This is a genomic window from Sinorhizobium numidicum (assembly GCF_029892045.1).
GTDB lineage: Bacteria > Pseudomonadota > Alphaproteobacteria > Rhizobiales > Rhizobiaceae > Sinorhizobium > Sinorhizobium numidicum.
The window spans coordinates 1,869,853-1,893,027 of sequence record NZ_CP120367.1 but is presented as its reverse complement, the minus strand read 5'-3'; the positions used below and the strand labels follow the sequence as shown (position 1 = coordinate 1,893,027).

The window sequence follows — 23,175 nt, the reverse complement described above, 5'->3', positions numbered from 1 at the left end:
GGCTCGCGTGGTCAGTTAGGCGGGCTCTCTAAGTTCTGCGCTCCGAAATTCGCATGACGCCTAACTCCGGATGGGACCCTGGCAACGGTTCTTCCCGCGGAGACGACGCCTCCAGGTCAGGTTTTTCACCGACGAGCCACTTTCAGGCAGCAACCCGTAGTCCCGGTTTGCCTTCCTCTACCGCGCCAATGATCCGCGCTGCCGCATAGCCTGCCGCAACGATGTCTTGCAGCAGTTCTTCCGCTCGGTCAGCACTGCATGAAACAAGAAGTCCGCCTGAGGTCTGGGGATCGGTGAGGATGTGTCGCTGCCATATCGGGAGAGCGTCGGGAAGCAGGACGCTCATGCCGTAGCTCGCCCAGTTTCGATGGGAGGCGCCGGTCACGAATCCTTGCTCTGCCAGTTCGGCACAGCGGGTAAAGAGGGCAATGTCGCACGCTCTGAGCGATATCTGCTTGTTCGATCCCCTGGCCATCTCCAGCGCGTGACCGAGAATACCGAAGCCGGTAACGTCGGTGACGGCATGCACATGTGCATGCCCGGCGAGTTCGGCGCCGACACTGTTGAGGAGCGTCGTCGACGCGATGAGCTCGGCATAGGCATCCAGTGGCAGTGCGCCTTTCTTGAAGGTCGCTGAATAGATCCCCACGCCGAGCGCCTTCGTTAGGATCAGCGCGTCACCGGCTTGTGCGCCGCTGTTGCGCCGAATGCTCGAAGCCGGGCATGTGCCGATCACCGCCAGCCCATAGATGGGCTCCGGCGAATCGATCGAGTGGCCTCCAGCGATCGGAATGCCGGCCTCTGCGCATATCGCGCTGCCGCCTTTCAGGATCTCTCGAACCATTTCGGTTGGCATCTTGTCGATCGGCGTGCCGAGGATCGCGAGCGCCATGATTGGTTTTCCGCCCATGGCATAGACATCGGAGAGGGCATTGGTCGCTGCGATCCGGCCGAAATCGAATGGATCATCGACCATCGGCATGAAGAAATCGGTGGTCGCGATCACGCAGGTGCCGTCGTCAAGTTGCCAGACGGCGGCATCGTCGCCTGTTTCCGTGCCGACGAGCAGCCGGGCGAAGGGACCAACCACGGGCTGCTCCGCCAGCAGTTGCTGGAGAACCGATGGTGCCAGCTTGCAACCGCAGCCGCCACCATGGGCAAGCGCCGTCAGGCGAAGGGGGGTCGACGCAGTCGAACTATCCATGGATGCCTCCCAATGTTTCGCAAAGGCGAGGCACGCGCTGCCGCGCTGTGGCAACTCGCGCTACGCGTTGCGACAAATGTCGAAGGTTGCAGGAGATAAGAAGGGCACAGTCGAAACGGCCCACCGTCCTCGGCGGCTCGGTATCAGCCCAATGCGCAGTGCCCCGAAACTCGGGAGCGGCGTGCAAGCTCATAAATACAGTATGGTTAATTGCGAACCGAGCGTCAATTTGCGATGCTGCGGTCTTTAGTGCCCTCAAATAATGCCCATCGGCGGAGCCCCAACAAACAAGAGCCGATTTAGATTTAAGTAGAATATTGAATTCATCTTTATTGCTCTTATTAATTTGACAATAGAATACGGACAGCTAAGATCTTAATTTCAAACGCCGAGTTACGTCTGACGTTGCGATGGAGTAGCAAGATTTGCCGGCATGTCCAGCGCGGCAACGCCGGTTTCAAGGGAGGTGTCATGCTATGAACATGGAACTCTCGCGGCGCCAATTTCTGGGCGCGGCCGGTGCTGGCGTAGCGGCCACGGCGCTCGGTGCCTTTGGCTTTGGTGAGATCGAGGCGGCGCACGCCGAAGCAATCCGCGCCTTCAAGCTGGTGAACACCACCGAAACCCGCAACACCTGTCCCTATTGCTCCGTCGCATGCGGCGTCATCATGTATTCGAATGGCGACCTGAAGAAGGGCAAAAAGGCGGAAATCATCCACATCGAGGGTGACACCGACCATCCGACGAACCGCGGCACGCTCTGCCCCAAGGGCGCGGCGCTGCTCGATTTCGTCAAGTCCGAAACGCGCCTGAAATATCCGATGATCCGCAAGCCCGGCTCTGACAGGTTCGAACGGGTCAGTTGGGATGAGGCGCTTGATCGGATCGTCCGATTGATGAAGGACGACCGCGACGCCAATTTCGTCGAGAAGAACAAAGATGGCGTCTCCGTGAACCGGTGGATAACAACCGGCTTCCTCGCCGCCTCGGCGACAACGAACGAAACAGCGTGGGAGACCTACAAGGTCGTCCGCAGCGCCGGGATGCTGGTCTTCGACAACCAAGCGCGTGTCTGACACGGCCCAACGGTAGCCAGTTTGGCTCCAACTTTCGGCCGCGGCGCAATGACCAACTCCTGGACGGACATTAAAAACACCGACCTCGTGATCATCATGGGCGGCAATGCCGCCGAGGCGCATCCTTGCGGCTTCAAATGGGTGACCGAGGCAAAGGCCGATCGCGGCGCAAGGCTGATTGTGGTCGATCCGCGGTTCACCCGCTCTGCATCGGTGGCTGACGTCTATGCGCCGATCCGTCAGGGCACGGATATCGCCTTCCTGCTCGGCGTGATCAACCACTGCATCCAGAACGGAAAGGTGCAGTGGGACTATGTGAAGGCGTTCACCAATGCCAGCTACATCGTCAAGGACGGCTTCGAGTACAAGGACGGGCTGTTCACAGGCTATGACGAGGCAAAGCGCGATTACGACAAGTCGACGTGGGACTATGACATCGGCGACGACGGCTATGCGGTCGTGGACGATACGTTGACGAATCCGCGCTGCGTCTGGAGCCTGCTGAAGGAGCATGTCTCCGTCTACACTCCCGAGATGGTGGAGCGGATCTGCGGTACGCCGCAGGACAAGTTCCTGAAAGTGGCCGAAATGATCGCGGAGTGCTCATCGCCCACCAAGGCGATGACGTCGATGTATGCGCTCGGCTGGACGCAGCATTCCAAGGGCTCGCAGAATATCCGTGCCATGGCGATGCTGCAGCTGATCCTCGGCAATATCGGCATACGCGGCGGCGGCATGAATGCGTTGCGTGGTCACTCGAACATCCAGGGCCTCACCGATGTCGGGCTGATGTCGAACCTGCTCCCCGGCTATCTGACGATACCGACGGAAAAGGAGGTCGATTTCGAGACCTACATGGCGACGCGCGGCTTCAAGCCGCTCAGACCCAACCAGATGAGCTATTGGCAGAACTATAGGAAGTTCTTCGTCAGCTTCCAGAAGGCAATGTGGGGTTCGGCGGCGACGCCGGAAAACGATTTCGCCTATGATTGGCTGCCGAAGCTGGACGTCTCCGGCTACGACATCCTGCGCGCCTTCGAGCTCATGAATCAGGGCAAGATGACGGGGTACATCTGCCAAGGCTTCAATCCGCTGCTTGCGGCTCCGAACAGGAAGAAGGTGACGGATTCACTGTCGAAGCTCAAATATCTCGTCACGATGGATCCACTCGATACCGAGACGGCGCGGTTCTGGGAGAACCACGGCGAGTTCAACGACGTCGATTCCTCACAGATCCAGACGGAGGTCATCCAATTACCCTCCACCTGTTTTGCCGAAGACGAAGGTTCGCTCACCAATTCCAGCCGCTGGCTGCAGTGGCATTGGCCGGGCGGCACGCCCCCCGGCGAAGCAAAGACCGACAATTGGATCATGGCGCAGATCCATACGCGCCTGAAGGAGCTTTATCGCAAGGAAGGCGGAACGTTCCCCGATCCGATCGTCAACCTCGCCTGGACCTATACCGACGCGGGCGAACCGACCGCGGAAGAACTTGCCAAGGAGATCAACGGCAGAGCGCTGGCGACGGTCTACGACGCCACAGACCCGACCAAGGTCGTGGCCGAGGCTGGCAAGCTCCTACCCGGTTTCGCGGCCCTGCGCGACGATGGCTCGACCTCGTCCGGCTGCTGGATCTATTCCGGCTGCTTCAACGAGAACGGCAACAACATGGCCCGGCGCGACACATCGGACCCGGACGAGACCGGCGCCTATTCCAAATGGGCATTCTCCTGGCCGGTCAACCGCCGCATCCTCTACAACCGGGCTTCGGCCGACCTCAACGGCAAGGCATGGGATCCAAGCCGCAAGCTGATCGAATGGGACGGCGCAAAATGGTCCGGTTATGATGTGCCGGACATCGCGCCGACGGCAAAGCCTGCCGAGGTTGGGCCTTTCATCATGAACCCGGAAGGCGTCTCGCGTCTCTTCACCCGGGGAATGATGCGCGACGGGCCGTTTCCGGCCCACTACGAGCCGTTCGAATCGCCGGTTGGCAATCTCGTCGCCCCGAAGTTGCGGGGCAATCCGGCGGCGCGGGTGTTTGCCGGCGACTTCGAGCAGTTTGCGGAACCCGCTTCGGAAGAATTCCCCTATGCGGCGACGTCCTATCGCCTGACCGAGCACTTCCACTATTGGACCAAGCACTGCCGGACGAATGCCGTGCTGCAGCCGGAATTCTTCGTCGAGATATCCGAGGAACTGGCCGCGGAGAAAGGCATCACGAAGGGCGGCTGGGTGCGCGTATGGTCCAAACGCGGATCGATCCAGGCGAAGGCGGTCGTCACCAAGCGGATCAAGCCCCTGATCTGCGACGGCAAACCCGTTCATGTCGTGGGCATACCGCTGCATTGGGGTTTCACCGGAGCGGCCAAGAAGGGGTTTGGTCCGAACTCGCTGACGCCTTTCGTCGGCGACGCCAACATAGAAACGCCGGAATACAAGGCGTTCCTGGTCAATATCGAGCCCATCGCCGGGCCGGTGGCGTAGGAGGCAGCAAGCCATGTTCCCGCCCGTCCCAAACCCCGCCACCGGACCTCAAAGCCCGAAATTCGGCGAAAAGGATCTGATACGGCGATCGGCGTCGACCGTAACGCCGCCGCCTGAGCGACAGACCGAGGTGGCCAAGCTCATCGACGTCTCGAAATGCATCGGCTGCAAGGCCTGCCAATCGGCCTGCATCGAGTGGAATGATACCCATCCCGAGCTCGAGACCAACACAGGCGTCTATGAAAATCCGCACGATCTGACGCCCGATATGTTCACGCTGATGAGGTTCACCGAGTGGGAAAATCCGGAGACGAATAATCTGGAGTGGCTGATCCGCAAGGACGGCTGCATGCATTGCGAGGATCCGGGCTGTCTCAAGGCGTGCCCTGCACCCGGTGCCATCGTCCAATATTCGAACGGCATCGTGGACTTCGTACACGAAAACTGCATCGGCTGCGGCTATTGCATCAAAGGATGCCCGTTCAATATTCCGCGGATTTCAGAGGTCGATCACACCGCGTACAAATGCACGCTCTGCTCCGACCGCATCGCCGTTGGCCAGGGGCCAGCCTGCGCGAAGGCATGCCCGACGCAAGCGATCGTCTACGGCACCAAAGAGGAAATGAAGAAGCACGCGGAAGGGCGGATCGCCGACCTGAAGTCCCGCGGCTTTACGAATGCGGGGCTTTATGATCCGCCGGGCGTTGGCGGCACGCACGTCATGTACGTGCTGCACCACGCCGACAAGCCCGAGATCTATGCCGGTCTGCCGAACAATCCGACGATCAGCCCGATCGTCGAGGCCTGGAAGGGGGTCACGAAATATGCCGGTCTCGCCGTCATGGGCGTCGCGGCGGTCACCGGCTTTCTGCATTATATGGTCAACGGCCCCAACCGCGTTTCCGAAGAGGACGAGGAGGCCGCTGAGCGGTTTACGGGAGATCGTTCCTCATGAGTACGGATTCGGACTATGACGTCGGGAAAGGCGACAGCGTTCACCCTGGCAAGCCTGTAACGGTCGATCGTTATACCGGCGGTGCGCGGATCAATCACTGGATTACGGCCGTAAGCCTCGTGCTGCTCGCGCTTTCCGGTCTGTCTCTGTTCCACCCGCGGCTTTTCTTCCTGTCGGCGTTGTTCGGCGGCGGCCAATTGGTACGCGCCATTCATCCCTGGATCGGCGTCGTCCTGTTTTTCAGCTTCCTCGGTCTTTTCTTCCGCTTCTGGAAGCTCAATCTCTGGAAGCGCGAGGATGGCACCTGGCTTGCGCGCGTGCGCGATGTCCTGACCGCCCACGACGAACGCCTGCCCGAGATCGGCAAGTACAATGCCGGGCAGAAGCTCGTCTTCTGGTCCATGTCGGTTTTGATCGTCGTGCTGATAACGTCCGGTGTCGTCATATGGGATCAGTATTTCGCGGCCTACACCACGATCGAGCAGAAGCGATGGGCCCTTCTCGTGCACTCGGTCGCGGCCATCCTCGCGATCAGCGTTTGGATCACCCATGTCTATGCAGCGATCTGGGTCCGCGGTACCATACGGGCGATGACGCGCGGTTACGTGACCGGCGGCTGGGCGTGGCGGTATCATCGCAAATGGCTGCGGGAACTGGTCGCCAGACCGCCGGCGAAGGATACGAAGAAGACTGCAGCTGAGTAGCAACCTTCGGGGTTGTGTCACGTGACCCGTCGGGTTCGTGAGGAGTGTGATGAAACACAAAGACGCCGCAGCGCCTGATCCAACGGCCATCGGAGATGTCTCGTCGCCGCCGTTTGCGCGCCTTCCCGATCCGACTTCCCTCTTCGCCGCTAGGGCCGCGCGTCTCCGTCAATTGGCCGAAGCGAGCGACCTTGCGCCCTATCTCCACTTCCTCGCAGGCCTTGCGGCGGCTCAACACATTATCCAGGGCGACCTCCCGGCTGCCGAGAGTCCCGACGCCGCGACACTCATGCGCGCGCGAGTTCGAAATGCCGCCGCTTCACCGCAACGGGATCGAGGACGGCGAAGCGATCGGCGCCATCTTCGACCGTCTGTTCGCGCCCGCTGACGCAATCGACAAGCCGGCCCCGGCTGCCGCTGCGCTCGCTCGGGTCACCCGCGCCGATCCACAAGCGCGTCTTGCCATGGCTGCAACCGTTCTCTCCTGTTCATTGCCCGCAGACGCGATCGCCGAACATATTTTCGTCTGGGCGGCGCTTCAGGTGCACTTCGCCCGGCTTGCATCGGTTCTCGAGGCAGGGAAGCTCACGCCGGTCGCCGACGGCATCTGCCCCGTGTGCGGCGGGAGACCGACATCGTCCATGGTCGTCGGCTGGCCGGGCTCGCACGGCGCGCGGTTTTGTTCCTGCTCGCTTTGCTCGACGCTCTGGCACTATGTCCGCGTCAAATGCGTGCTTTGCGGCTCCACGAAGGGGATCTCCTACCGGGAAATCGAAAACCACGGTGGGATCGTCAAGGCCGAAACCTGCGACGAATGCCATGGCTGGACGAAGATTTTCTATCAGAACAAGGACCCGGCAATAGAACCCGTTGCCGACGATGTTGCGAGCCTGAGCCTCGATCTTCTGATGAGCGAAGGCCCTTATCGCCGTGGCGGATTTGCGCCGCTTCTGGCCGGCTTTTAGAGGGGATGCGAAACCCTTCGAAGCGAGAGAGGTGCGTGTCCCAGGGAGGGCCGTTATGGAGGCCAATATCAGGTTGCGCGACATCCCGTCGGTGGACGAGCTTCTGAGGTCGACCGGCGTCGCCGAGGCGATCGAATGCTTCGGCCGGCCGGCTGTTGCCGAAGCCTTGCGGGGCGTCCTGTCCAGGATCCGGGACGAGGTGCGCGAAGGCGCAGGTGTCCCCTCCCCGCACGCCATCGCAGCCGCCGCCCTCGCAGCGCTCGAGGCGAATGATCGATCGACGCTACGCTCCCTATTCAATCTGACGGGAACGGTGCTCCATACCAATCTCGGCCGCGCTTTGCTGGCGCAAGCGGCAATCGATGCCGCAACGGCGGTAATGCGCGAAACGGTTGCGCTCGAATTCAACCTTGAGGACGGCAAACGCGGCGAGAGAGACGATCACCTGCGTGCGCTCATCTGCGAGCTGACCGGTGCGGAGGATGCGACCGTCGTCAACAACAATGCCGCGGCCGTGCTGTTAACACTGAACAGTCTGGCGGGCGGCAAGGAGGCGATCGTCTCGCGCGGCGAGCTCATTGAAATCGGTGGAGCATTCCGTATGCCGGATATCATGCAGTGCTCCGGCGTCCGCCTCGTCGAGATCGGCACCACGAACCGCACCCATGCCAAGGACTACAGGAACGCCATCGGCCCCGATACGGGCCTGATATTGAAGGTCCACACGTCCAACTATCGTATCGAAGGCTTCACGAAAGAGGTCGGGGCGGGCGAGCTGGCGGGGATCGCCCACGAGCATGGGCTGCCGCTAATCAACGATCTCGGTTCCGGCACTCTAACTGACCTTGACCGCTTCGGGCTCGCGCATGAACCGACCGTGAGCGAAGCGATCGCCGATGGCGCCGATATCGTCACCTTTTCCGGCGACAAGCTCCTTGGCGGTCCACAGGCCGGTTTCATCGTCGGGCGCAGCGTCCTCATCGAAAAGATCAATAGGAATCCGATGAAGCGCGCTCTGCGCGTCGACAAGATTCGCCTTGCCGCGCTGGAAGCGACGCTGCGGCTCTATCGCGACCGGGATCGGCTCAGCGAGCGTCTTCCGACGATGCGATTGCTCGCCCGTCCGAAGGCTGACATCAGCGAGCAGGCCGAGCGGCTCGCTCCCTTCGTGGAGCGTGCGGTGAAAGGCACATTCCGCGTTTCGGTCGTTACCTGCGAAAGCCAGGTCGGCTCCGGCGCATTGCCGCTCTCCACAGTGCCGAGCGCGGGGCTGGCTTTGGCGCCGCCTTCGGGCAGCGGCCGCATGCTTGCCGAGCTGGCAACGGCACTGAGGCGTCTTCCGATGCCGGTCATCGGCCGCATCGAACGTGGATCGCTCATCCTAGATTTGCGCTGCCTTGAGGACGAGGAAGGTTTTGTCGCCAATCTCGCCCATCTCGATCCGCCAGCGGAAGGATCCTCACCGTGAGTCTTCTCAACCGCTTCTTGCGGAGGCAGACCAAGGGCGATGTCTCCTCCGAGGCACCTATGGCAAAGGCGCTCGCAGCCGCCCGCAATGGTGACTACGAAACCGCTCTCGCGATATGGGAGCCCTTGGCGCGGACGGGAAATGCGCGGGCACAGAACAATATCGGCGCATGCTTCGCGGGCGGGTTGGGCGTGGCCCGGGATGTCGATGTTGCCTATAGTTGGTTGAGCCTTTCCGCCGAGGCCAGCGATCCGGTCGGTCAGCGCAATCTCGCCTCCCTCCTGTTCGAGGGCGAGGGCATCGAGCCGGATTATGAAAGGGCGGCAGCCTTTTATCGCAAGGCTGCAGAGCAGAATGACGCCGAGGCTCAGGACATGTTGAGCTGGATGCTGCTGGAAGGCGACCTCATCGAGCCCGATCTTGCGGAAGCGCGCCGCTGGGCGCTCGCCGCCGCGAACAACGGCTCCGCCTCGTCGATGACGCGGCTGGGGATGCTCTATCACAATGCTATGGGGGTCGCGCGCGATCCCGTCGAAGCGGTTTACTGGTGGGGGCGCGGCGCGCGCGCCGGCGACGCTGACGGGCAGGCGATGCTTGGCGCGGCCTATCATCTTGGAAGCGGTACCGCCCGCGATCCGGTCGAAGCCTTCTCCTGGCTCTTGAGGGCGCGTGAAGGCGGCAGCGCGCTGGCAGCGCCATTCTTCGATGTCGTTCGCGCGACGCTCGACACGGAAGGTTTGACGGAGGCCGAGCGCCGCGCCGCGCGCCCCCTATCCGAAACGGCAGTTCCACGCCAGCGCACAAACGAGGGGGATGAAAGGTGATCGTCGGCACCGCCGGTCATATCGATCACGGCAAAACGTCGCTCGTCCGGGCGCTGACCGGGGTCGATACCGATCGGCTGAAGGAGGAAAAGGACCGCGGCATATCGATCGATCTGGGCTTTGCCTACATGCCCGTCGAGCACGCGGAAACGATCGGCGTTATCGATGTTCCAGGACACGAGAAATTCATCCACACCATGCTCGCAGGCGCCAGCGGCATCGATTTCGTCGTGCTCGTCGTCGCGGCCGACGACGGCGTCATGCCGCAGACGCGCGAGCATCTCGCCATCATCGATCTTCTCGGCATCGAACACGGCGTCGTCGCCATCACCAAGGCCGATCTGGTGGCGGAAGGTCGTTTGGCGGAAGTCGAGCAAGCGATGCGGAACGAGCTCGCAGGCACGGCGCTCGCCGATGCACTCATGATCCCCGTTTCAACGGTATCGGGCAAGGGGGTGGCGTCGCTTCGCGATGAAATCGCCGATGCGGCGCGCCGTTTCACGCGGCGGCAGACGACCGGGCGCTTCCGGCTGGCCGTCGATCGCTCGTTCACCATTCAGGGTGTGGGCACGGTGGTCACCGGAACCGTTCTTTCGGGACAAGTATCGGTGGAGGATCACATCACCGTCAGCCCCTCGGGCCTCGAGGCGCGGGTGCGATCGATCCACGCGCAGAACAGGCCAAGCGAAAATGGCCGCGCGGGCGATCGCTGCGCCCTCAATCTCGTCGGCCATGGCATAACAAAAGCGGCGATCAACCGCGGCGACATGGTCTGCGACCATAGCCTGCATGCGCCGACCGGCCGGATTGATGCGACGTTGCGGGTGCTTGGCTCAGAGCCGAAGCCGATCGGCCACTGGTTTCCGGTGCGGCTTCATCATGCATCGGCGGAAGTCGGAGCCCGCATCGTCTTGCTGGCTGAAGAGCCGGTGGCCCCGGGAGCACGGACGCGCGTCCAACTCGTGCTGGATCGGCCGATCGCGGCGGCGGCCGGAGACCGCTACGTTATTCGCGATACGTCTGCTCGGCGTACGATCGGCGGCGGCAGGTTTGTGGATTTGCGCGCGCCCGCACGCAAGCGCCGCACGCAGGAGCGGATGGCGCAACTCGATGCCCTCTCTTTGACCCAGCCGAAACAGGCGATCGCGGCGTTGCTTGCCATTCCGCCCTTTTTTGTCGACATCGCTGCCTTCGCCCGCGACCGGGCGATTGCTGCGGCGGAAGCCGGCGCGTTGGTGCAATCCTTAAGCGTGGTGCAACTGCCGCCGGATGCCGCTACGCTCGCCATGTCCCTGGAGAGCTGGGCCAGGCTCCGCGGTGATATCCTCGCACGGCTCGGAGCCTTCCATGCGGAAAATCCGGACTTGCCGGGTATGGGTGTCGAACGGTTGCGAATGCGGCTCGAGCTTCGCCTGCCGGTGCCTGCATTCCGTGCGGCCCTGCAGGTCCTCGTCAGGCCGGGAGAGATCGTGCTGGATGGCGCATGGGTTCGCCTTGCCGAACATCGAGTGGTCATGACCTTGGCCGACGAGCGGCTCTGGAAGGAGATCGAGCCCTTGCTCGGTGCCCAACGGTATCGCCCGCCACGTGTGCGCGACATTGCCGGATTGCTGGCTCTGCCCGAGGCACAGGCACGCCGGCTGCTGAAACTCGGCAGCCGCATGGGCAAGGTGCACGAGGTAGCGCATGACCATTTCTTCCTGCGCGAAGCGGTCGCGGAGATGGTTGCAGTCATCGCCGAGATCAGCGCAGCCGCCGACAAAGGCTGGTTTACCGCGATGCAGTTTCGCGATCGCCTCGAAAACGGCCGCAAGGTGGCCATCCAGATCCTCGATTTCTTCGACCGCCACAGCGTCACGCTCAGACGCGGGGACCTACGCCGTCTCAACAGGAGCCGTCTGGATTTCTTCGGCAATTTGTCGAATGGTATGCTTGGCAAGGATGTCGTTTCAGGAGGAGATTCGTCCCCGGTGGGGCGTCCGGACTTCAAATCCGGGAGGGGCCGAGAGACGGTCTTTGGTGGGTTCGACTCCCACTCTCTTCCGCCATCATCGCGTTCGACCGAACGTGCCCGATGACGATCGCTGACACCCGCATCGGAGTGCTCCTCGATATCAGGAGCCGGTGCACGGAAGAGTTTCGCCTCGCAGATGAGGCGTCGCGACCGAGTTGAGCATGGCCTCGGTAGCATCGTAGAGAGCGACATTTCCACCCGATTGCTACAGGCCGTGAGTACCGTCGTAGCCGTTCAGCGCGGGCGAGGTCCACGCTCGGGGCTGACGAACGGGCTTGTAGACTTCGACTTCAAGCGGGTAGCAGGCTGCCGTATCCGAGGAATGCTCCGACGAGCAGTCGCCGCCCGGGCACGCCGACATGCACCCCAAAAGATCGATCTCGGCGAAGAACTCCAGATAGTCGCCGGGGCGCACGGGGCTCGCCTTCATGAAATACTGCCCGCTGTCACGCGTGAAGCCGGTGCACATGAAGACATTCAGCACGTCATGGATATGGACTGAGGCCTCGGCCAGCGCCTTGCCGGTGTGCTTCGCAAAGGCGCGGGTGAGATTCGAGTGGCAGCAGTAGTGATATTGGCCGCCGTTGCTCAGCAAGTTGTGCGTATAGGGATCGCAGCGCGTACCGATTACGTCATGGACCGAGCCGCCGAATTCGTCGAAGCCGTACCAGTCAAGCGTATCGTGTGTGATCGTGGCGATCGGGCGCAGATAGGGCATATTCGAGAATAGCTGGTCCCCAAGCCCGACATGGGTGCCGTTCAATGCACGCGTCTTGCCGGTGTAGAGACGTTCGTTGAAATCATGCGCGTTGAACAGGTTGAGATCGCCGACCTGCGAACCCTCGCTGCAGAGGATGCGGCAGAAGTGCCCGGCGGGAACCGGCCAGCAGGCCGCATCGCGCGCGGGAACCATGACACGATCGACGAGTTCGAGATCGTCGCGCACGGCGCGATAGGCGGCGAGATCGGGGCGCGGCAAGCTCTCGACCGGGTAGCAGATTACTGGCGTGACCGCCTTGCGGGCGGCGGCGTCCTGTGGGGCTGGCGTAATGCCTTTGGGCTTCATCCCTGTTCTCCGTTTCGTTTCAGTCCGCCCGCTTCAGTCGGCGTCAGGCATTAAGGTGTTGCTTGGGCGAGGCAGGTTATGGGCACGGGCGGCCTCCAGCAGAACGCGCTCTGATTCCTGCAGATAGAGCTCGAGCGCCCGTGCCGCGCCCGCGCGGTCGCCATCGCAGAGCATGCTGCAGATCTCGACATCGCGCGCCACCCAAGGCTCTTGGAAGCGCCGGGCGTCGCGGGCGAGCGAAAAGGCGAGCCGCGCCTGCGCCGCGACCGAGGCAAAGAGAGCATCCAGCCGGGGACTTCCTATGAAACTGACAAGTTGGCGGTGAAACTCCAGCGAGGCGGTGCCGCACTGCTGCCAGTCGCGCGCGATGGCCGCACGCTGGACCGCTTCGACCCGCTTGACCAGTTCGCTCATGGCCTCGCGCGACGCATAGGCGCTGCAGGTGACGCCGCGAAGCTCCAGGGTCAGGCGAATGGTATAGATCTCGCTGATCTCGGCTGCGCTCAGGGCGCGCACGGTCGCGCCGTGATGAGCACGGTGCTCGATCAATCCCTCGGCCACGAGATCGCGGAGGGCCTCGCGCAGTGTGTTGCGCGAGACATTCAGCGTCTCAGCCCAGACGACCTCGCGGAGAGGCGTACCCGGCGCCAGCTCGCCGCGCAGGATCTTATCGCGCAAGAGGCCGGCTGCGGTTTGTGACAGAACGAGAGGGCGATCATAATTGCGCACGAGTTTCTCCTTGAGTTTTATACTTTGTTGAACAAAATTTTCTTGTCAACCAATTATTCGCTCCGAATCATTTTAGGCTGATGCAGGTTCGTGTGCGAAACACGCGCTATCTAGGGGCCATATTGCAGTTCAACTGGTGCACATCGCGGCTGTGTCCACAATATTTTGTCGGACATTGTTGCGTGCGCAGCCGGCGCACATGGGGAATTCACGAAAGAGCGCTCGTATCCCGGTCCAAATGCAGGAGGATCTGTTCGTCGATAGCTTCCACCGCTCGACCGTCGCCAAGGCAGGCGACAGCGCTGGCGCGTTTTCGTTGCAGGAGGTCAATGGGGAAGAGCTGACCGCGTCGGGCATTCGTGAGGCCAGACGGCACGCTAAAAACCGACATCCTTTGGAACCGGCTCTCCTGACCCAAATGCGGTCATTCCGGATATCGCCCGATGCACGCTACCGCTCGGCCGCCAGCACGAGTATCATCGACCTCCTGGATTTCACGACGGTGGCAAAAATTGGATTTGCAGGCCTTCAGAGACTCGATTGCGAAACCACAGCCGCCCGCCGGCTTAAGCTCGGCCCTGCTGGCGCTGTGGTGGGATGCAAAGGGCGATTGGAATAAGGCGCATGAGCGCGCGCAGGAGCACGACGATACGGCAGATATGCATGTGCATGCCTACCTCCATCGCAAGGAAGGCGATCAATCCAACGCTGAATATTGGTATCGACGCTTCGGCGCCACACCGTCAATCTTAACGCTTGATGAGGAATGGGAAGAGTTGGCGCAGGCACTTTTGGAGCAAGGCTGAGCTCTGCTCCCTGCAAAATCTGGTTCTGGCGCATTTGAGGCGACGAGCGCATCAGCCACTCAGCTTGACGAGAGTCATGTCGAAGGACCGGGTCTGATGGAGAGCGGAAGTTGATCCGTCCCTTCAACGGCGAAAACGCGCCACACAAGCGGACGTTGGCGCGCACTGCAATGAACGTTGGCTGTCGACCAAGCCCAGTTGCAGCCGAATAGACATGGATGCAAGACGCCAGTAAAATTTGATCCATCGGGCTAGGAAGGTGCCATTGCGTATGGCCAACGAATCGATCAGACGTCGGCTTGCTGCCATTCTGGCCGCTGACGTGGTCGGCTACAGCCGGCTCATGGAGCGCGACGAGACGGCTACGCACACGCTGCTCATGGCGCGATGGAAAGAGGTGCTGGAGCCGCTCGTCGCAAATCATCAGGGCCGCGTCTTCAAGCGGACCGGCGACGGCGTGTTCGTCGAATTCGGCAGCGCCGTCAATGCCGTCGAATGCGCCGCGGCCCTTCAGCAGGCGATGGCGGCCGCAAACAGAGACATGCCGGGAGACCGGGCTATCGTGCTGCGCGTCGGCGTGAATCTCGGCGACGTGATGGTCGAGGACAGCGATCTCTACGGCGATGGCGTCAATGTGGCTGCCCGTCTCGAGACGCTCGCCGATCCCGGCGGCGTGGCGATTTCGGACGGCGTTCATGAATATGTGCATGGCCGCGCCGGCATCGATTTCGTCGACAGCGGCTATCACGAGGTCAAGAACATCGAGCGTCCGGTGCATGTCTGGAAATGGTCGCCGAACCGCACGAACGATCCCATCAAGACTGCCGTGGAAACCCCGCCGCGGCTTCCGGCGAAGCCGTCGATCGCCGTCCTGCCGTTTGACAACATGTCCGGCGACCCGGAGCAGGGTTATTTCGCCGATGGCATCACCGAGGACATCATCACCGACCTTTCCAAGGTGTCCGGTCTCTTCGTGATCGCCCGCAATTCCTCTTTCGCCTACAAGGGCAAGACGCCGGACATCCGCAAGGTCAGCCGGGAACTCGGCGTCCGTTATGTCCTGGAAGGCAGCGTGCGCAGGGCCGCCGACCGCATCCGCATCAACGCCCAGATGATCGACGGCACGACCGGCGGTCATCTGTGGGCCGAGCGCTACGATCGCGGCATCGAGGATATCTTCGCGGTTCAGGACGAGGTGACCCGCACCATCGTCGACGCGCTCAGAGTGAAGCTGACGGCCGGCGAAGAGGAGCGGCGCGAGAGCCGCGGCAAGGTCGATCCGGCAGCCTACGACCTGCTCGTCCGCTCGCGCCAGACGATGCTGCAGTTCAGCGCCGTATCGTCCATGGAGGCGCGCGCCATGCTGGAGCGCGTCGTCGCCATCGATCCGGGGCTGGCGGCCGCCTATGCCCGGCTGTCGATCATCGCCTTTGCGGAATACGTCAACCAGTGGAACGGCGCGACGCCGGAAAATCTCACACAGGCGCTTGAACTGGCCCACAAGGCGATCGATACGGATGACACGGAGCCGCTAGGCCATCACGCACTCTCGCTTGTCCTTGCCTGGATGCGGCGTCTGGACGAGGCGGAGGACGCCGCAGAGCGGGCGATCAAACTCGACCCCAATTCGGGCGACGCCTATACCGCACTGGGCACTATAAGGGAATTCGGAGGCCGGTACGAAGACGCCGTCGCGCTCTATACGCGCGCCCACCGGCTCGACCCGCAATTCGACCTGTCGCTGCATTTCCTGGGGAGGGCTCTGTTGAGCCTCGGGCGCTTCGACGAGGCGGAGATCGCCTTCAAGCGACGGCTGACACTTGCGCCGCGATCGGACATGACGCGGTTTTATCTCGCCTGTCTCTATGGCCGCATCGGCCGTCACGAAGAAGCGCGACGCTATTGGCGGGAGACGCTGGAGATCAAGCCGAATTTCTCTGTCGATCACCTCAAGCGGGCCTTACCCTACCGCGATGCCAATCTGTTCGATCGGCTGGTGGACGGGCTCCGCCAGGCCGGCGTCTCCATCTAAATACGAAATGGGACAGACATGCGGCCTCAGCGGAGAGGAATGCGGAGGTCCGGTCATCGCGCTCCACGCTCGTTCCGACAGCCATTCGGTCGGGCAAGTTTCCACCCCTTCTGCGATCTTGCCTATGAGGCGCCATCGATCGCTGGGCCATTGTTCGCCTTTTGGTCTTGCTATCGTCTATCCGTGGCCGTTTAATGTTGAGAGGCCTATCTGGCGGCCAACTGGTTGAGGAAAGCCCGCCCTCATGAAGCCAATGAACGAAGAGCACCTTGCGGTTCTGCGCAGGCACATGGTCGAGGTGATTGCAATTCATGCCGACCTTGCCAGCGAAGAACTCGGCAAGGCGGTGCTCGATGAACGGGTGCTGGCAGCGATGCTGCGGGTGCCCCGGCATCTCTTCGTGCCGGCCGCGGTTGCGCCTTTTGCCTACCAGGACATGCCACTGCCGATCGGCTTCGATAAAACCGTCTCGCAGCCGTTCATGGTCGCTCTCATGACCGATCTCCTTGCTCCCCAACCGCATGAGGCAGTGCTCGAGATCGGCACCGGCCTCGGCTACCAAACCGCAATCCTGGCGGAGCTCGCCGGGCAGGTTTGGAGCGTCGAAATCATCGAGGAATTCGCAAGCCTTGCCGAGGCTCTCCTGGAGGGCCTCGGCATGTCAAATGTCGGCATCCGTATCGGCGACGGGTCTCGCGGCTGGCCTGAGCACGCCCCATTCGACAAGATCCTGGTCACGGTGGCGGCTGAGGAGACGCCACCGGCTTTGCTTGAGCAGCTCAAGCCAAGGGGACGCCTGGTTCTGCCTCTGGGATCTGAAGTACAGTTTCTGACTGTCATCGACAAGGATGCGGCAGGACACCTCGAGGCGCGGCAACTCATCCCGGTTCGGTTCAGCCAGATCGAGGCGGCCTGATGCGGGTGCGGACATCGGCGCGACGGCGCCGTTCCGACCGCCACGCCATTCGAGACCGTCGTCCAGCGCTGTTATGCGGAGGTGTTGGCCCGAGGACGGCTCGTCGGCGATCCCGTGAACTGATCAAGCCAATGTTTGCGGTCATGGCGACGGATCGCGTTCGCGAATATATACGCCTCAGCCCCGTTCCGTTCCCAATCGGTGGGCAGCGCTCGTCTAAAACCGAACCAGCCTCGCAAGGCCGCTATTCCTAGAGCGCCGTGCGTTCAAGTGAACGCACAAAGGACGCTCTAGCACTCTAGATTCTAGAGCATCTTGTCCGCTCCCAGCGGTTCCGCTGGAAAGCGGGATGCTCTAGCGGTGAACATTCCGTACTGACAGCCTACCGTTGCTCGCGGGAAAGAAGTTGCCGTGAAACCCGAAAGGGATTGGATGGGGACACTCTGCCCTAGCGATTTCGGTCATGCGCGAAGCATCAAGTACGAGGAGAAACGACTTTTCTCTCTGAGCCTCGAGAACAACGGAAAGCAGCAGGCCTTCCTCTTCATCGCTGCCATCCGGGGCCGCGACGAATACGGGTTCGCCCGGATAGCATCCTGGCTCCATCCATTCGGAGCTATCACCAGTTTCGACGTCGATGCGGACAAGGCTGTCGAGAAAATTGCCCCGCTGGCGATTTCCCGTGCCCCAGACCGCGCGGTAGGGTCGTCCCGCAACCCGGCCATAGTCGATCCGCGGAAGTTCGATAGCGGTCGTGGCGATCTGATGTTTCTGCGCGCTGTGCTTTGTGGCGTCGAGCGGAACGACATAGCGGGAGAGCGAGCCGACCGCGTCGACAGGCTCGCCCGTACGCAAACGTGAGAGGTAGAGCTGATCGATAATGCCAGCGTCGGAATAGGTGACGAGGTCGAGCACGAGCTCATCACCGCGCTCATAGGCATTGACGTGGTGAAAGGCAAAGGCAGCATCCGATTCGGCAGTGGCGATGCGCCGACCGCTGTCTTTTTCGACGATCTGGAAGCGCAGCCCGCGTTGCGGCTCCCACCGATAATTTCTGATGAAGGGTTCGCCACTGAGGAGCAGGCGCAGCGGACTGACGACCAGCGGAAACTCCACCAATACAAGATAGCGCTCGGTCATGGCGAAACTGTGCATGTAAGCGGGTCGATCCACTGGAAGCTCCGCAACCACGGCCGGGGTGCTGTCCTCGTCCGAGACGCGGAAGAGCCGGTAGCGACTTTGCCGGCCGAACTCGACGACATAGCTGAACTGACAGCGCCGCACAGTGTCATGGTGCGGATGCGCGATCGAGAGCTGACCGCCAATTTCTGGGCCGTATTTGTAATGTCCGAGGGTTTCCAGCGTTTCGGGATCGAAGCGGACGGGCAAGGTCGTTTCAGTCATGGCAACAGACGACTGCCCCAGCGCGTTGACGCTGACGTTGCAATTGTCCGTCGGCTTGGAGACGAATTTCGAAAGCACCCGGCCGAACAGCGTCCGGCAGGGATCGCTTGCGAATTCGCCACGGCTCAAGCGACCGGTTCGTCGCTGTTCCCGATAGTTCGCTGAACGGACAAACCGGTTGGCATATGCAACTTGGCCGTCATTGAAGGCGAACCGGTGCAGCATCGCGAGCCCGTCGAACCAGTGGTTCAGGGTCTGCCGGCCGAGGTCAAACTTGGCCGGACCAGTTCGTAGCAGCGCGCCCGACAGCCATGACGGAATGGCGCCGGTTACCGGGAGCGTCTCGACCGCGACCTCGCGTTCAAGATCGGCGAAGCCCTTTGCAAACATCGGAATCATGGTTACAGCCTCGTCGCGCTACAACGCGAAAGCGCCGGCTTTGCTCCTTGGCTACGTGCGTTCTGCGCTAGAGCATCCCGCTTTCAAGCGGAACCGCTGGAAGCGGACAAGATGCTCTAGAATCTAGAGTGCTAGAGCGTCCTTTGTGCGTTCACTTGAACGCACGGCGCTCTAGACTACGCCAAAGCCGCCATGCACGCGACGTCTGAACTGTGCTAACCCCTAAGTTGGCTGGCGATGGCGCGGTGGTGTTGGGCGGCAAAATACAGCGACATCGCATCGAAAGCGCTTCAATCAGCGCGAAAGCAGGCATTCGTTAGATGGCGATGATGCGTACCCCCGTTCAGACCGAACGCCTATCCTCGCGAAATGGAGGATGTAATTTGGGCGGCAGCACGAAGAGGTCAGCGAAGCGGGTGGCAAGCGTCCGGATCACCGTAACGCACCGCTTCTCGATGTCATCGCTGGAAAAGCCGAAACAGCCGGCCGGCGCTCTGAGTGTCGATTTACCGGCGCCGTTGATGCCCATGATGCACCAGCGTACGCGCCGGCGCACCATGAAGTCGAGGCCGTTATAGATCGTCCGGCTGCCGTAGAAGAACGACGCCGCGCCGTCCGATCAAGAAGCCAGTGACGGCGGCCTTCATCATTAAAGCTTTCCTGTCATTGATCCGACCGGATAACATGAATGACCGGTTTGCGGTCGACAACCGATCCCTTATGTTTGGCGGAGCCGCGGATGGATGTTGTCGTGAGCGCCACAAAACTCCTGCTGATGTTGCCGCTGATGGCGACTTTCGCCTACGTGTCGTTTGTCGGCCTGACGTATCTCTCACAGCGCGCCCTCCTCTACCCCGGCGCAATCGCGACACTGGCTCCAGAGCACGCGACCTGGGGTGAGAGCGTCTATATCAGGACGCCCGACGGCGAGACGCTTCACGGACTCTACAGTCACGGCAGACCCGACAAGCCGTCGGTGCTGTTCTTTCTCGGCAACGCTGACAGGGTCAGCAACTATGCCTTTTTCGCCCGGGCGCTCGCCGCGCGGGGCATCGGCCTGCTCGCAATTTCCTATCGCGGCTATCCAGGGTCAACCGGCACGCCAAGCGAGGTCGGGCTACTGACCGACGGCATCGCCACATTCGACTGGCTTTCGGCACGTTCTGAAAGCGAGATCGTTGTGCTGGGGCAATCGCTGGGAAGCGGCGTCGCCGTGAATACGGCTCGGCAAAGACCGGCTATCGCCGCCATTCTTGTTTCTGCCTACCTGTCGGTCCTGTCACTCGCTCAGACGCATTACCCATTCTTACCGGTCGCCCTTCTTATCAAGGATCCCTTCCGTTCAGATTTAAGAATAGCAGACGTGAGGCAACCGAAGCTGTTTATCCACGGCCAGCATGACGCCATCATCCCGCTGTCCTCGGGCGAGGCGCTATATGACATTGCTCCGGAGCCCAAGCAGATGCTGATCTACGACGGCTCTAGCCATAACGATCTTTGGGACGCCCGCATGGTTGCCGATATTATCCGCTTTGTGGAGGCGCTGAAATAAGGCGTCACCTAGAGTGCCCAAGCGGCGGCAGCAGTGGTCTCCGCGTAAATGCACCGTGACGGGTAGGCTGCGATATAGGGGGTGCGGAGTATAACGAGATGAGGCAAAGCGCCGCGTGCCCACCTCGTTCCTGTCAGCCTCATCGGCGCAAACCTCGTAGTCATTGATCCAATGTGATCGGAGGAGGATCATCATGTTCATTCGCATGGCTGCCGCTTTCGCCACCGCTGCGATGGTGGCTTGGCCAGCGACCTGTAAGGAGACAGTACGAATTTCAGGTTGGGGAGGATCTGAAGTTGCGATCGTCAACGGTCTATTGACCAATGTCCTCGCCGACAAGCTTTCCACAGCCGGCATCTCGGTGACATACGAGCCCGTGGATGGCGATTTCTCGCAGTTCATCCTCAATGGCCTTTCCGCCGGCACCGCGCCAGATTTGTTCTACACCGATATTTTTTGGGCGCGCTCCATTTTCAGTGCCGGTCAAGCTATGCCAATCAATTCCGACGTTTCGGATTTCTCACCGAATTTGATCGAAGCCTTCACCTACAAGGGCACTTTGCTTTCACTTCCAAAAGACTTCAACACGCTGGCCGTTCATTTCAATAAGGACATCTTCGATGATGCTGGTGTCGCGTATCCCAGCGACGACGACACATGGGCAACGCTCGAACAAAAGCTAGTCGCCGTGCACAAGGCGCTACCTGAGGTCGATGGACTTTGCATTGTTCCGGAGTATGCGCGCTTTGGCGCCTTTGCTCTGGCAACCGGCTGGCAGCCCTTCGATGTCGATGGAAAAACGGTGTTTGACGACGACTTTCGCCGAGCTTTTGAATTCTATACCGGGCTGGTCAAATCCGGGGCCGCGATCATGGCCGCAGACGTTGGGCAAAGCTGGAGCGGGGGTTGCCTGGCCTCGGAACGTGCGGCGATTGCGATCGAGGGCGCCTGGATCCTCGGTGTTCTCCGGGACAGTGCGCCAAACCTCAACTTCGGGACCGTGCGTATGCCCAGGGATCCGATCAGCGGAAAACGCGGCAATATCGTCTTCACTGTCGGCTGGACGGTCAATGCAGGCTCAAGGGTTGCGAAGGCCGCCCAGATGGTCGCGGAGCTCCTGACGAGCGAGGAGGCCCAGCAATGGGTGCTGGAGCAAGGCTTGGCCCTGCCGAGCCGCAAGGGTCTGGTCGACAACGTGTGGCTTAACGGCGATCAACCAGAGCAAAAGTCGAGCCGTGTCGTCTTTGATGGTTTGTCAGATGATCACGTCATGCCGTACTTCTTCGGCGATATTGGCGGAAGCTGGATGCAGCCGATCAATGCGGCGATCAATTCGGTGATGCTTGGCGAAACGGATGTGAATTCGGCGCTAGCGGCAGCTCAAGCCCGGGTCGATCAACTGCACGCCAAATGACCAAGCGGAACTCAAAACAAGTACCACAATAGCAGGGCGCCGCATGTCAAACGCCGGGAGGACGTTTCATGCCACAAGTGAGGAAATCAGAGGAGATCAGCGGTTGGCTCTTCATGCTGCCTTTCGCGATATCCATGATGCTGTTCTTTGTGTATGCGATCGTTAGAACCGCCTATTTCAGTGTCACCGACTTCGATTTGTTTCAAGCTCCGACATTTGTCGGTCTGTCGAACTATTTGACACTGCTGTCGGATCCACTTTTTTTGACCGCGCTCGGGAATACGATCGGTTTTTCCCTCGTCGTTACGACGGCGCAAACGATCCTGGCGCTCCTTCTCTCCGTCCTGGTCAACCAGGCAGTGCGCGGAAAAGGCTTTGTCCGGACTGTCTTCTATCTGCCTTGCATCATGTCGAGCGCGGCGATGACGCTGATCTTCCTCTGGCTATTTCAGCGGGACGGATTGATAACCGGTTTTGTACAATTTCTCGTCAACTATCGCCTCTACGTCCTGCTGTTCCTCGCTTGCCTAGCCTTTGCCCAAGGGGCGCTCGTTCTCAACGCGAGCCGGAAGTATGACGGCATCTCCAACGTGGATCCGTTTTTCTTGCTGATTGCGCTCACAGTAGCCATCGGCGCGACTATCTTAAGCGCCTTTTGGCAGCCGTTGCCAATCTACGAGGAGACGTTCCTCATCTCCTGGCTCAACACGCAGCAGCGGTTTCTGTTCATGCCCACGACGCTCTGGTCTGTCGCGATGATGAACATCTTCACGACTATGCCAACGCTCATGCTGCTCTTTCTCGCCGGCCTGCAGTCGATCCCTCATGCCCTGTACGAGGCGGCCGAGATCGATGGCGCGAACGCCTTTCAACGTTTTCGGTATATTACCGTGCCGGCACTTAGACCGGTAACGTTTGCGGTCGTGACGATGGGGATTATCGGTACGCTGCAGATGTTTGACCAGGTTGCCATCCTCGGCGATGCGGCACCGCTCAGCAGCCGTATCACTCTCGCGTACTACATCTTCGAAAACGCATTTCCAGCCGGCGCATCGTCGAGGATTGGTGTTGCCAGCGCTGCGGCATTGATCCTCGGGGCGCTGACGATTGCTGTGGTCTATGTCCAGAAAATCATTGGCGTGAAGGAAAGGCTTGACTGA

Annotated in this window: 15 protein-coding genes, 1 tRNA gene and 2 pseudogenes; 14 read left to right on the top strand and 4 right to left on the bottom strand. The window is 60.9% G+C overall.

The window, feature by feature from the left end:
* Positions 1 to 142: 142 nt before the first annotated feature.
* On the bottom strand, positions 143 to 1,204 hold the full coding sequence (gene selD / locus PYH37_RS08990; RefSeq protein ID WP_280731069.1) for a selenide, water dikinase SelD: 1,062 nt from the start codon (positions 1,202 to 1,204) through the stop codon (positions 143 to 145).
* A 476-nt stretch (positions 1,205 to 1,680) separates the two neighbouring features.
* Here selD and fdnG point away from each other — a divergent pair, with 476 nt between their 5' ends.
* The 8 genes and pseudogenes from fdnG (at position 1,681) to PYH37_RS08945 (ending at position 11,731) form a co-directional block, all read left to right on the top strand.
* Positions 1,681 to 4,767 carry a formate dehydrogenase-N subunit alpha gene (gene fdnG / locus PYH37_RS08985; RefSeq protein WP_280731068.1) on the top strand — a complete coding sequence of 1,029 codons (3,087 nt, stop codon included), beginning with the start codon at positions 1,681 to 1,683 and terminating at the stop codon, positions 4,765 to 4,767.
* Between the two features lie 13 nt (positions 4,768 to 4,780).
* Positions 4,781 to 5,722, top strand: a complete 942-nt coding sequence (fdxH, locus tag PYH37_RS08980) for a formate dehydrogenase subunit beta (RefSeq protein ID WP_280731066.1) — start codon at positions 4,781 to 4,783, stop codon at positions 5,720 to 5,722.
* On the top strand, positions 5,719 to 6,426 hold the full coding sequence (locus tag PYH37_RS08975) for a formate dehydrogenase subunit gamma (protein WP_280731065.1): 708 nt from the start codon (positions 5,719 to 5,721) through the stop codon (positions 6,424 to 6,426). The genes fdxH and PYH37_RS08975 overlap by 4 nt, the downstream gene beginning before the upstream one ends.
* 49 nt (positions 6,427 to 6,475) lie before the next feature.
* Positions 6,476 to 7,391 (top strand): annotated as a pseudogene (fdhE, locus tag PYH37_RS08965) (formate dehydrogenase accessory protein FdhE).
* 55 nt (positions 7,392 to 7,446) lie between these two features.
* Positions 7,447 to 8,859 (top strand): L-seryl-tRNA(Sec) selenium transferase, encoded by a 1,413-nt coding sequence (gene selA, locus PYH37_RS08960; protein WP_280731062.1) that lies wholly within the window; start codon positions 7,447 to 7,449, stop codon positions 8,857 to 8,859.
* 59 nt (positions 8,860 to 8,918) lie between these two features.
* The gene (locus PYH37_RS08955) at positions 8,919 to 9,683 is read left to right on the top strand and encodes a tetratricopeptide repeat protein (protein ID WP_280732454.1); all 765 of its coding nucleotides are present in this window, start codon (positions 8,919 to 8,921) and stop codon (positions 9,681 to 9,683) included.
* Positions 9,680 to 11,512: pseudogene (gene selB / locus PYH37_RS08950) on the top strand (selenocysteine-specific translation elongation factor); the annotation flags it as partial. The gene PYH37_RS08955 and the pseudogene selB, both read left to right, overlap by 4 nt.
* 123 nt (positions 11,513 to 11,635) lie before the next feature.
* Positions 11,636 to 11,731, top strand: a tRNA-Sec gene (locus tag PYH37_RS08945).
* Between the two features lie 171 nt (positions 11,732 to 11,902).
* Here the strand turns inward: PYH37_RS08945 and PYH37_RS08940 are convergent.
* A complete protein-coding gene (locus PYH37_RS08940; protein ID WP_280731061.1) occupies positions 11,903 to 12,763 on the bottom strand; it encodes an urea carboxylase-associated family protein in 861 nt (286 codons plus the stop codon).
* A gap of 33 nt (positions 12,764 to 12,796) precedes the next feature.
* Positions 12,797 to 13,492: a GntR family transcriptional regulator gene (locus tag PYH37_RS08935; protein WP_280731060.1), complete on the bottom strand. Its 696-nt coding sequence runs from the start codon at positions 13,490 to 13,492 to the stop codon at positions 12,797 to 12,799.
* A 512-nt stretch (positions 13,493 to 14,004) separates the two neighbouring features.
* On the opposite strand from PYH37_RS08935, the gene PYH37_RS08930 reads away from it, so the two are divergent.
* The 3 genes from PYH37_RS08930 to PYH37_RS08920 all read left to right on the top strand — a co-directional run bounded on the left by PYH37_RS08930 (position 14,005) and on the right by PYH37_RS08920 (position 17,246).
* Positions 14,005 to 14,298 (top strand): hypothetical protein, encoded by a 294-nt coding sequence (locus tag PYH37_RS08930; RefSeq protein ID WP_280731059.1) that lies wholly within the window; start codon positions 14,005 to 14,007, stop codon positions 14,296 to 14,298.
* A 271-nt stretch (positions 14,299 to 14,569) separates the two neighbouring features.
* Entirely contained in the window at positions 14,570 to 16,330 is a 1,761-nt protein-coding gene (locus PYH37_RS08925; RefSeq protein ID WP_280732453.1) for an adenylate/guanylate cyclase domain-containing protein, read from the top strand.
* Positions 16,331 to 16,574: 244 nt separating this feature from the next.
* Positions 16,575 to 17,246 carry a protein-L-isoaspartate(D-aspartate) O-methyltransferase gene (locus tag PYH37_RS08920; protein WP_280731058.1) on the top strand — a complete coding sequence of 224 codons (672 nt, stop codon included), beginning with the start codon at positions 16,575 to 16,577 and terminating at the stop codon, positions 17,244 to 17,246.
* A gap of 354 nt (positions 17,247 to 17,600) precedes the next feature.
* On the opposite strand, the gene PYH37_RS08915 is transcribed toward PYH37_RS08920, so the two are convergent.
* Positions 17,601 to 19,049: a carotenoid oxygenase family protein gene (locus PYH37_RS08915; RefSeq protein ID WP_280731057.1), complete on the bottom strand. Its 1,449-nt coding sequence runs from the start codon at positions 19,047 to 19,049 to the stop codon at positions 17,601 to 17,603.
* 751 nt (positions 19,050 to 19,800) lie between these two features.
* Here PYH37_RS08915 and PYH37_RS08910 point away from each other — a divergent pair.
* The 3 genes from PYH37_RS08910 (at position 19,801) to PYH37_RS08900 (ending at position 23,175) form a co-directional block, all read left to right on the top strand.
* Positions 19,801 to 20,601 (top strand): alpha/beta hydrolase, encoded by an 801-nt coding sequence (locus PYH37_RS08910; RefSeq protein ID WP_280732452.1) that lies wholly within the window; start codon positions 19,801 to 19,803, stop codon positions 20,599 to 20,601.
* Between the two features lie 193 nt (positions 20,602 to 20,794).
* Positions 20,795 to 22,015, top strand: coding sequence for an extracellular solute-binding protein (locus PYH37_RS08905; RefSeq protein WP_280731056.1), 1,221 nt, complete (start codon positions 20,795 to 20,797; stop codon positions 22,013 to 22,015).
* Between the two features lie 68 nt (positions 22,016 to 22,083).
* Positions 22,084 to 23,175, top strand: coding sequence for a carbohydrate ABC transporter permease (locus PYH37_RS08900; RefSeq protein ID WP_280731055.1), 1,092 nt, complete (start codon positions 22,084 to 22,086; stop codon positions 23,173 to 23,175).

Bases quoted from the DNA above. Each gene is read 5' to 3' on its own strand.
- PYH37_RS08975 (WP_280731065.1), top strand. From the start codon at position 5,719: ATGAGTACGGATTCGGACTATGACGTCGGGAAAGGCGACAGCGTTCAC.
- fdxH (WP_280731066.1), top strand. From the start codon at position 4,781: ATGTTCCCGCCCGTCCCAAACCCCGCCACCGGACCTCAAAGCCCGAAA.
- PYH37_RS08905 (WP_280731056.1), top strand. From the start codon at position 20,795: ATGTTCATTCGCATGGCTGCCGCTTTCGCCACCGCTGCGATGGTGGCT.
- PYH37_RS08900 (WP_280731055.1), top strand. From the start codon at position 22,084: ATGCCACAAGTGAGGAAATCAGAGGAGATCAGCGGTTGGCTCTTCATG.
- PYH37_RS08955 (WP_280732454.1), top strand. From the start codon at position 8,919: ATGGCAAAGGCGCTCGCAGCCGCCCGCAATGGTGACTACGAAACCGCT.
- PYH37_RS08940 (WP_280731061.1), bottom strand. From the start codon at position 12,763: ATGAAGCCCAAAGGCATTACGCCAGCCCCACAGGACGCCGCCGCCCGC.
- selD (WP_280731069.1), bottom strand. From the start codon at position 1,204: ATGGATAGTTCGACTGCGTCGACCCCCCTTCGCCTGACGGCGCTTGCC.
- PYH37_RS08915 (WP_280731057.1), bottom strand. From the start codon at position 19,049: ATGATTCCGATGTTTGCAAAGGGCTTCGCCGATCTTGAACGCGAGGTC.
- PYH37_RS08920 (WP_280731058.1), top strand. From the start codon at position 16,575: ATGAAGCCAATGAACGAAGAGCACCTTGCGGTTCTGCGCAGGCACATG.
- PYH37_RS08925 (WP_280732453.1), top strand. From the start codon at position 14,570: ATGGCCAACGAATCGATCAGACGTCGGCTTGCTGCCATTCTGGCCGCT.
- selA (WP_280731062.1), top strand. From the start codon at position 7,447: ATGGAGGCCAATATCAGGTTGCGCGACATCCCGTCGGTGGACGAGCTT.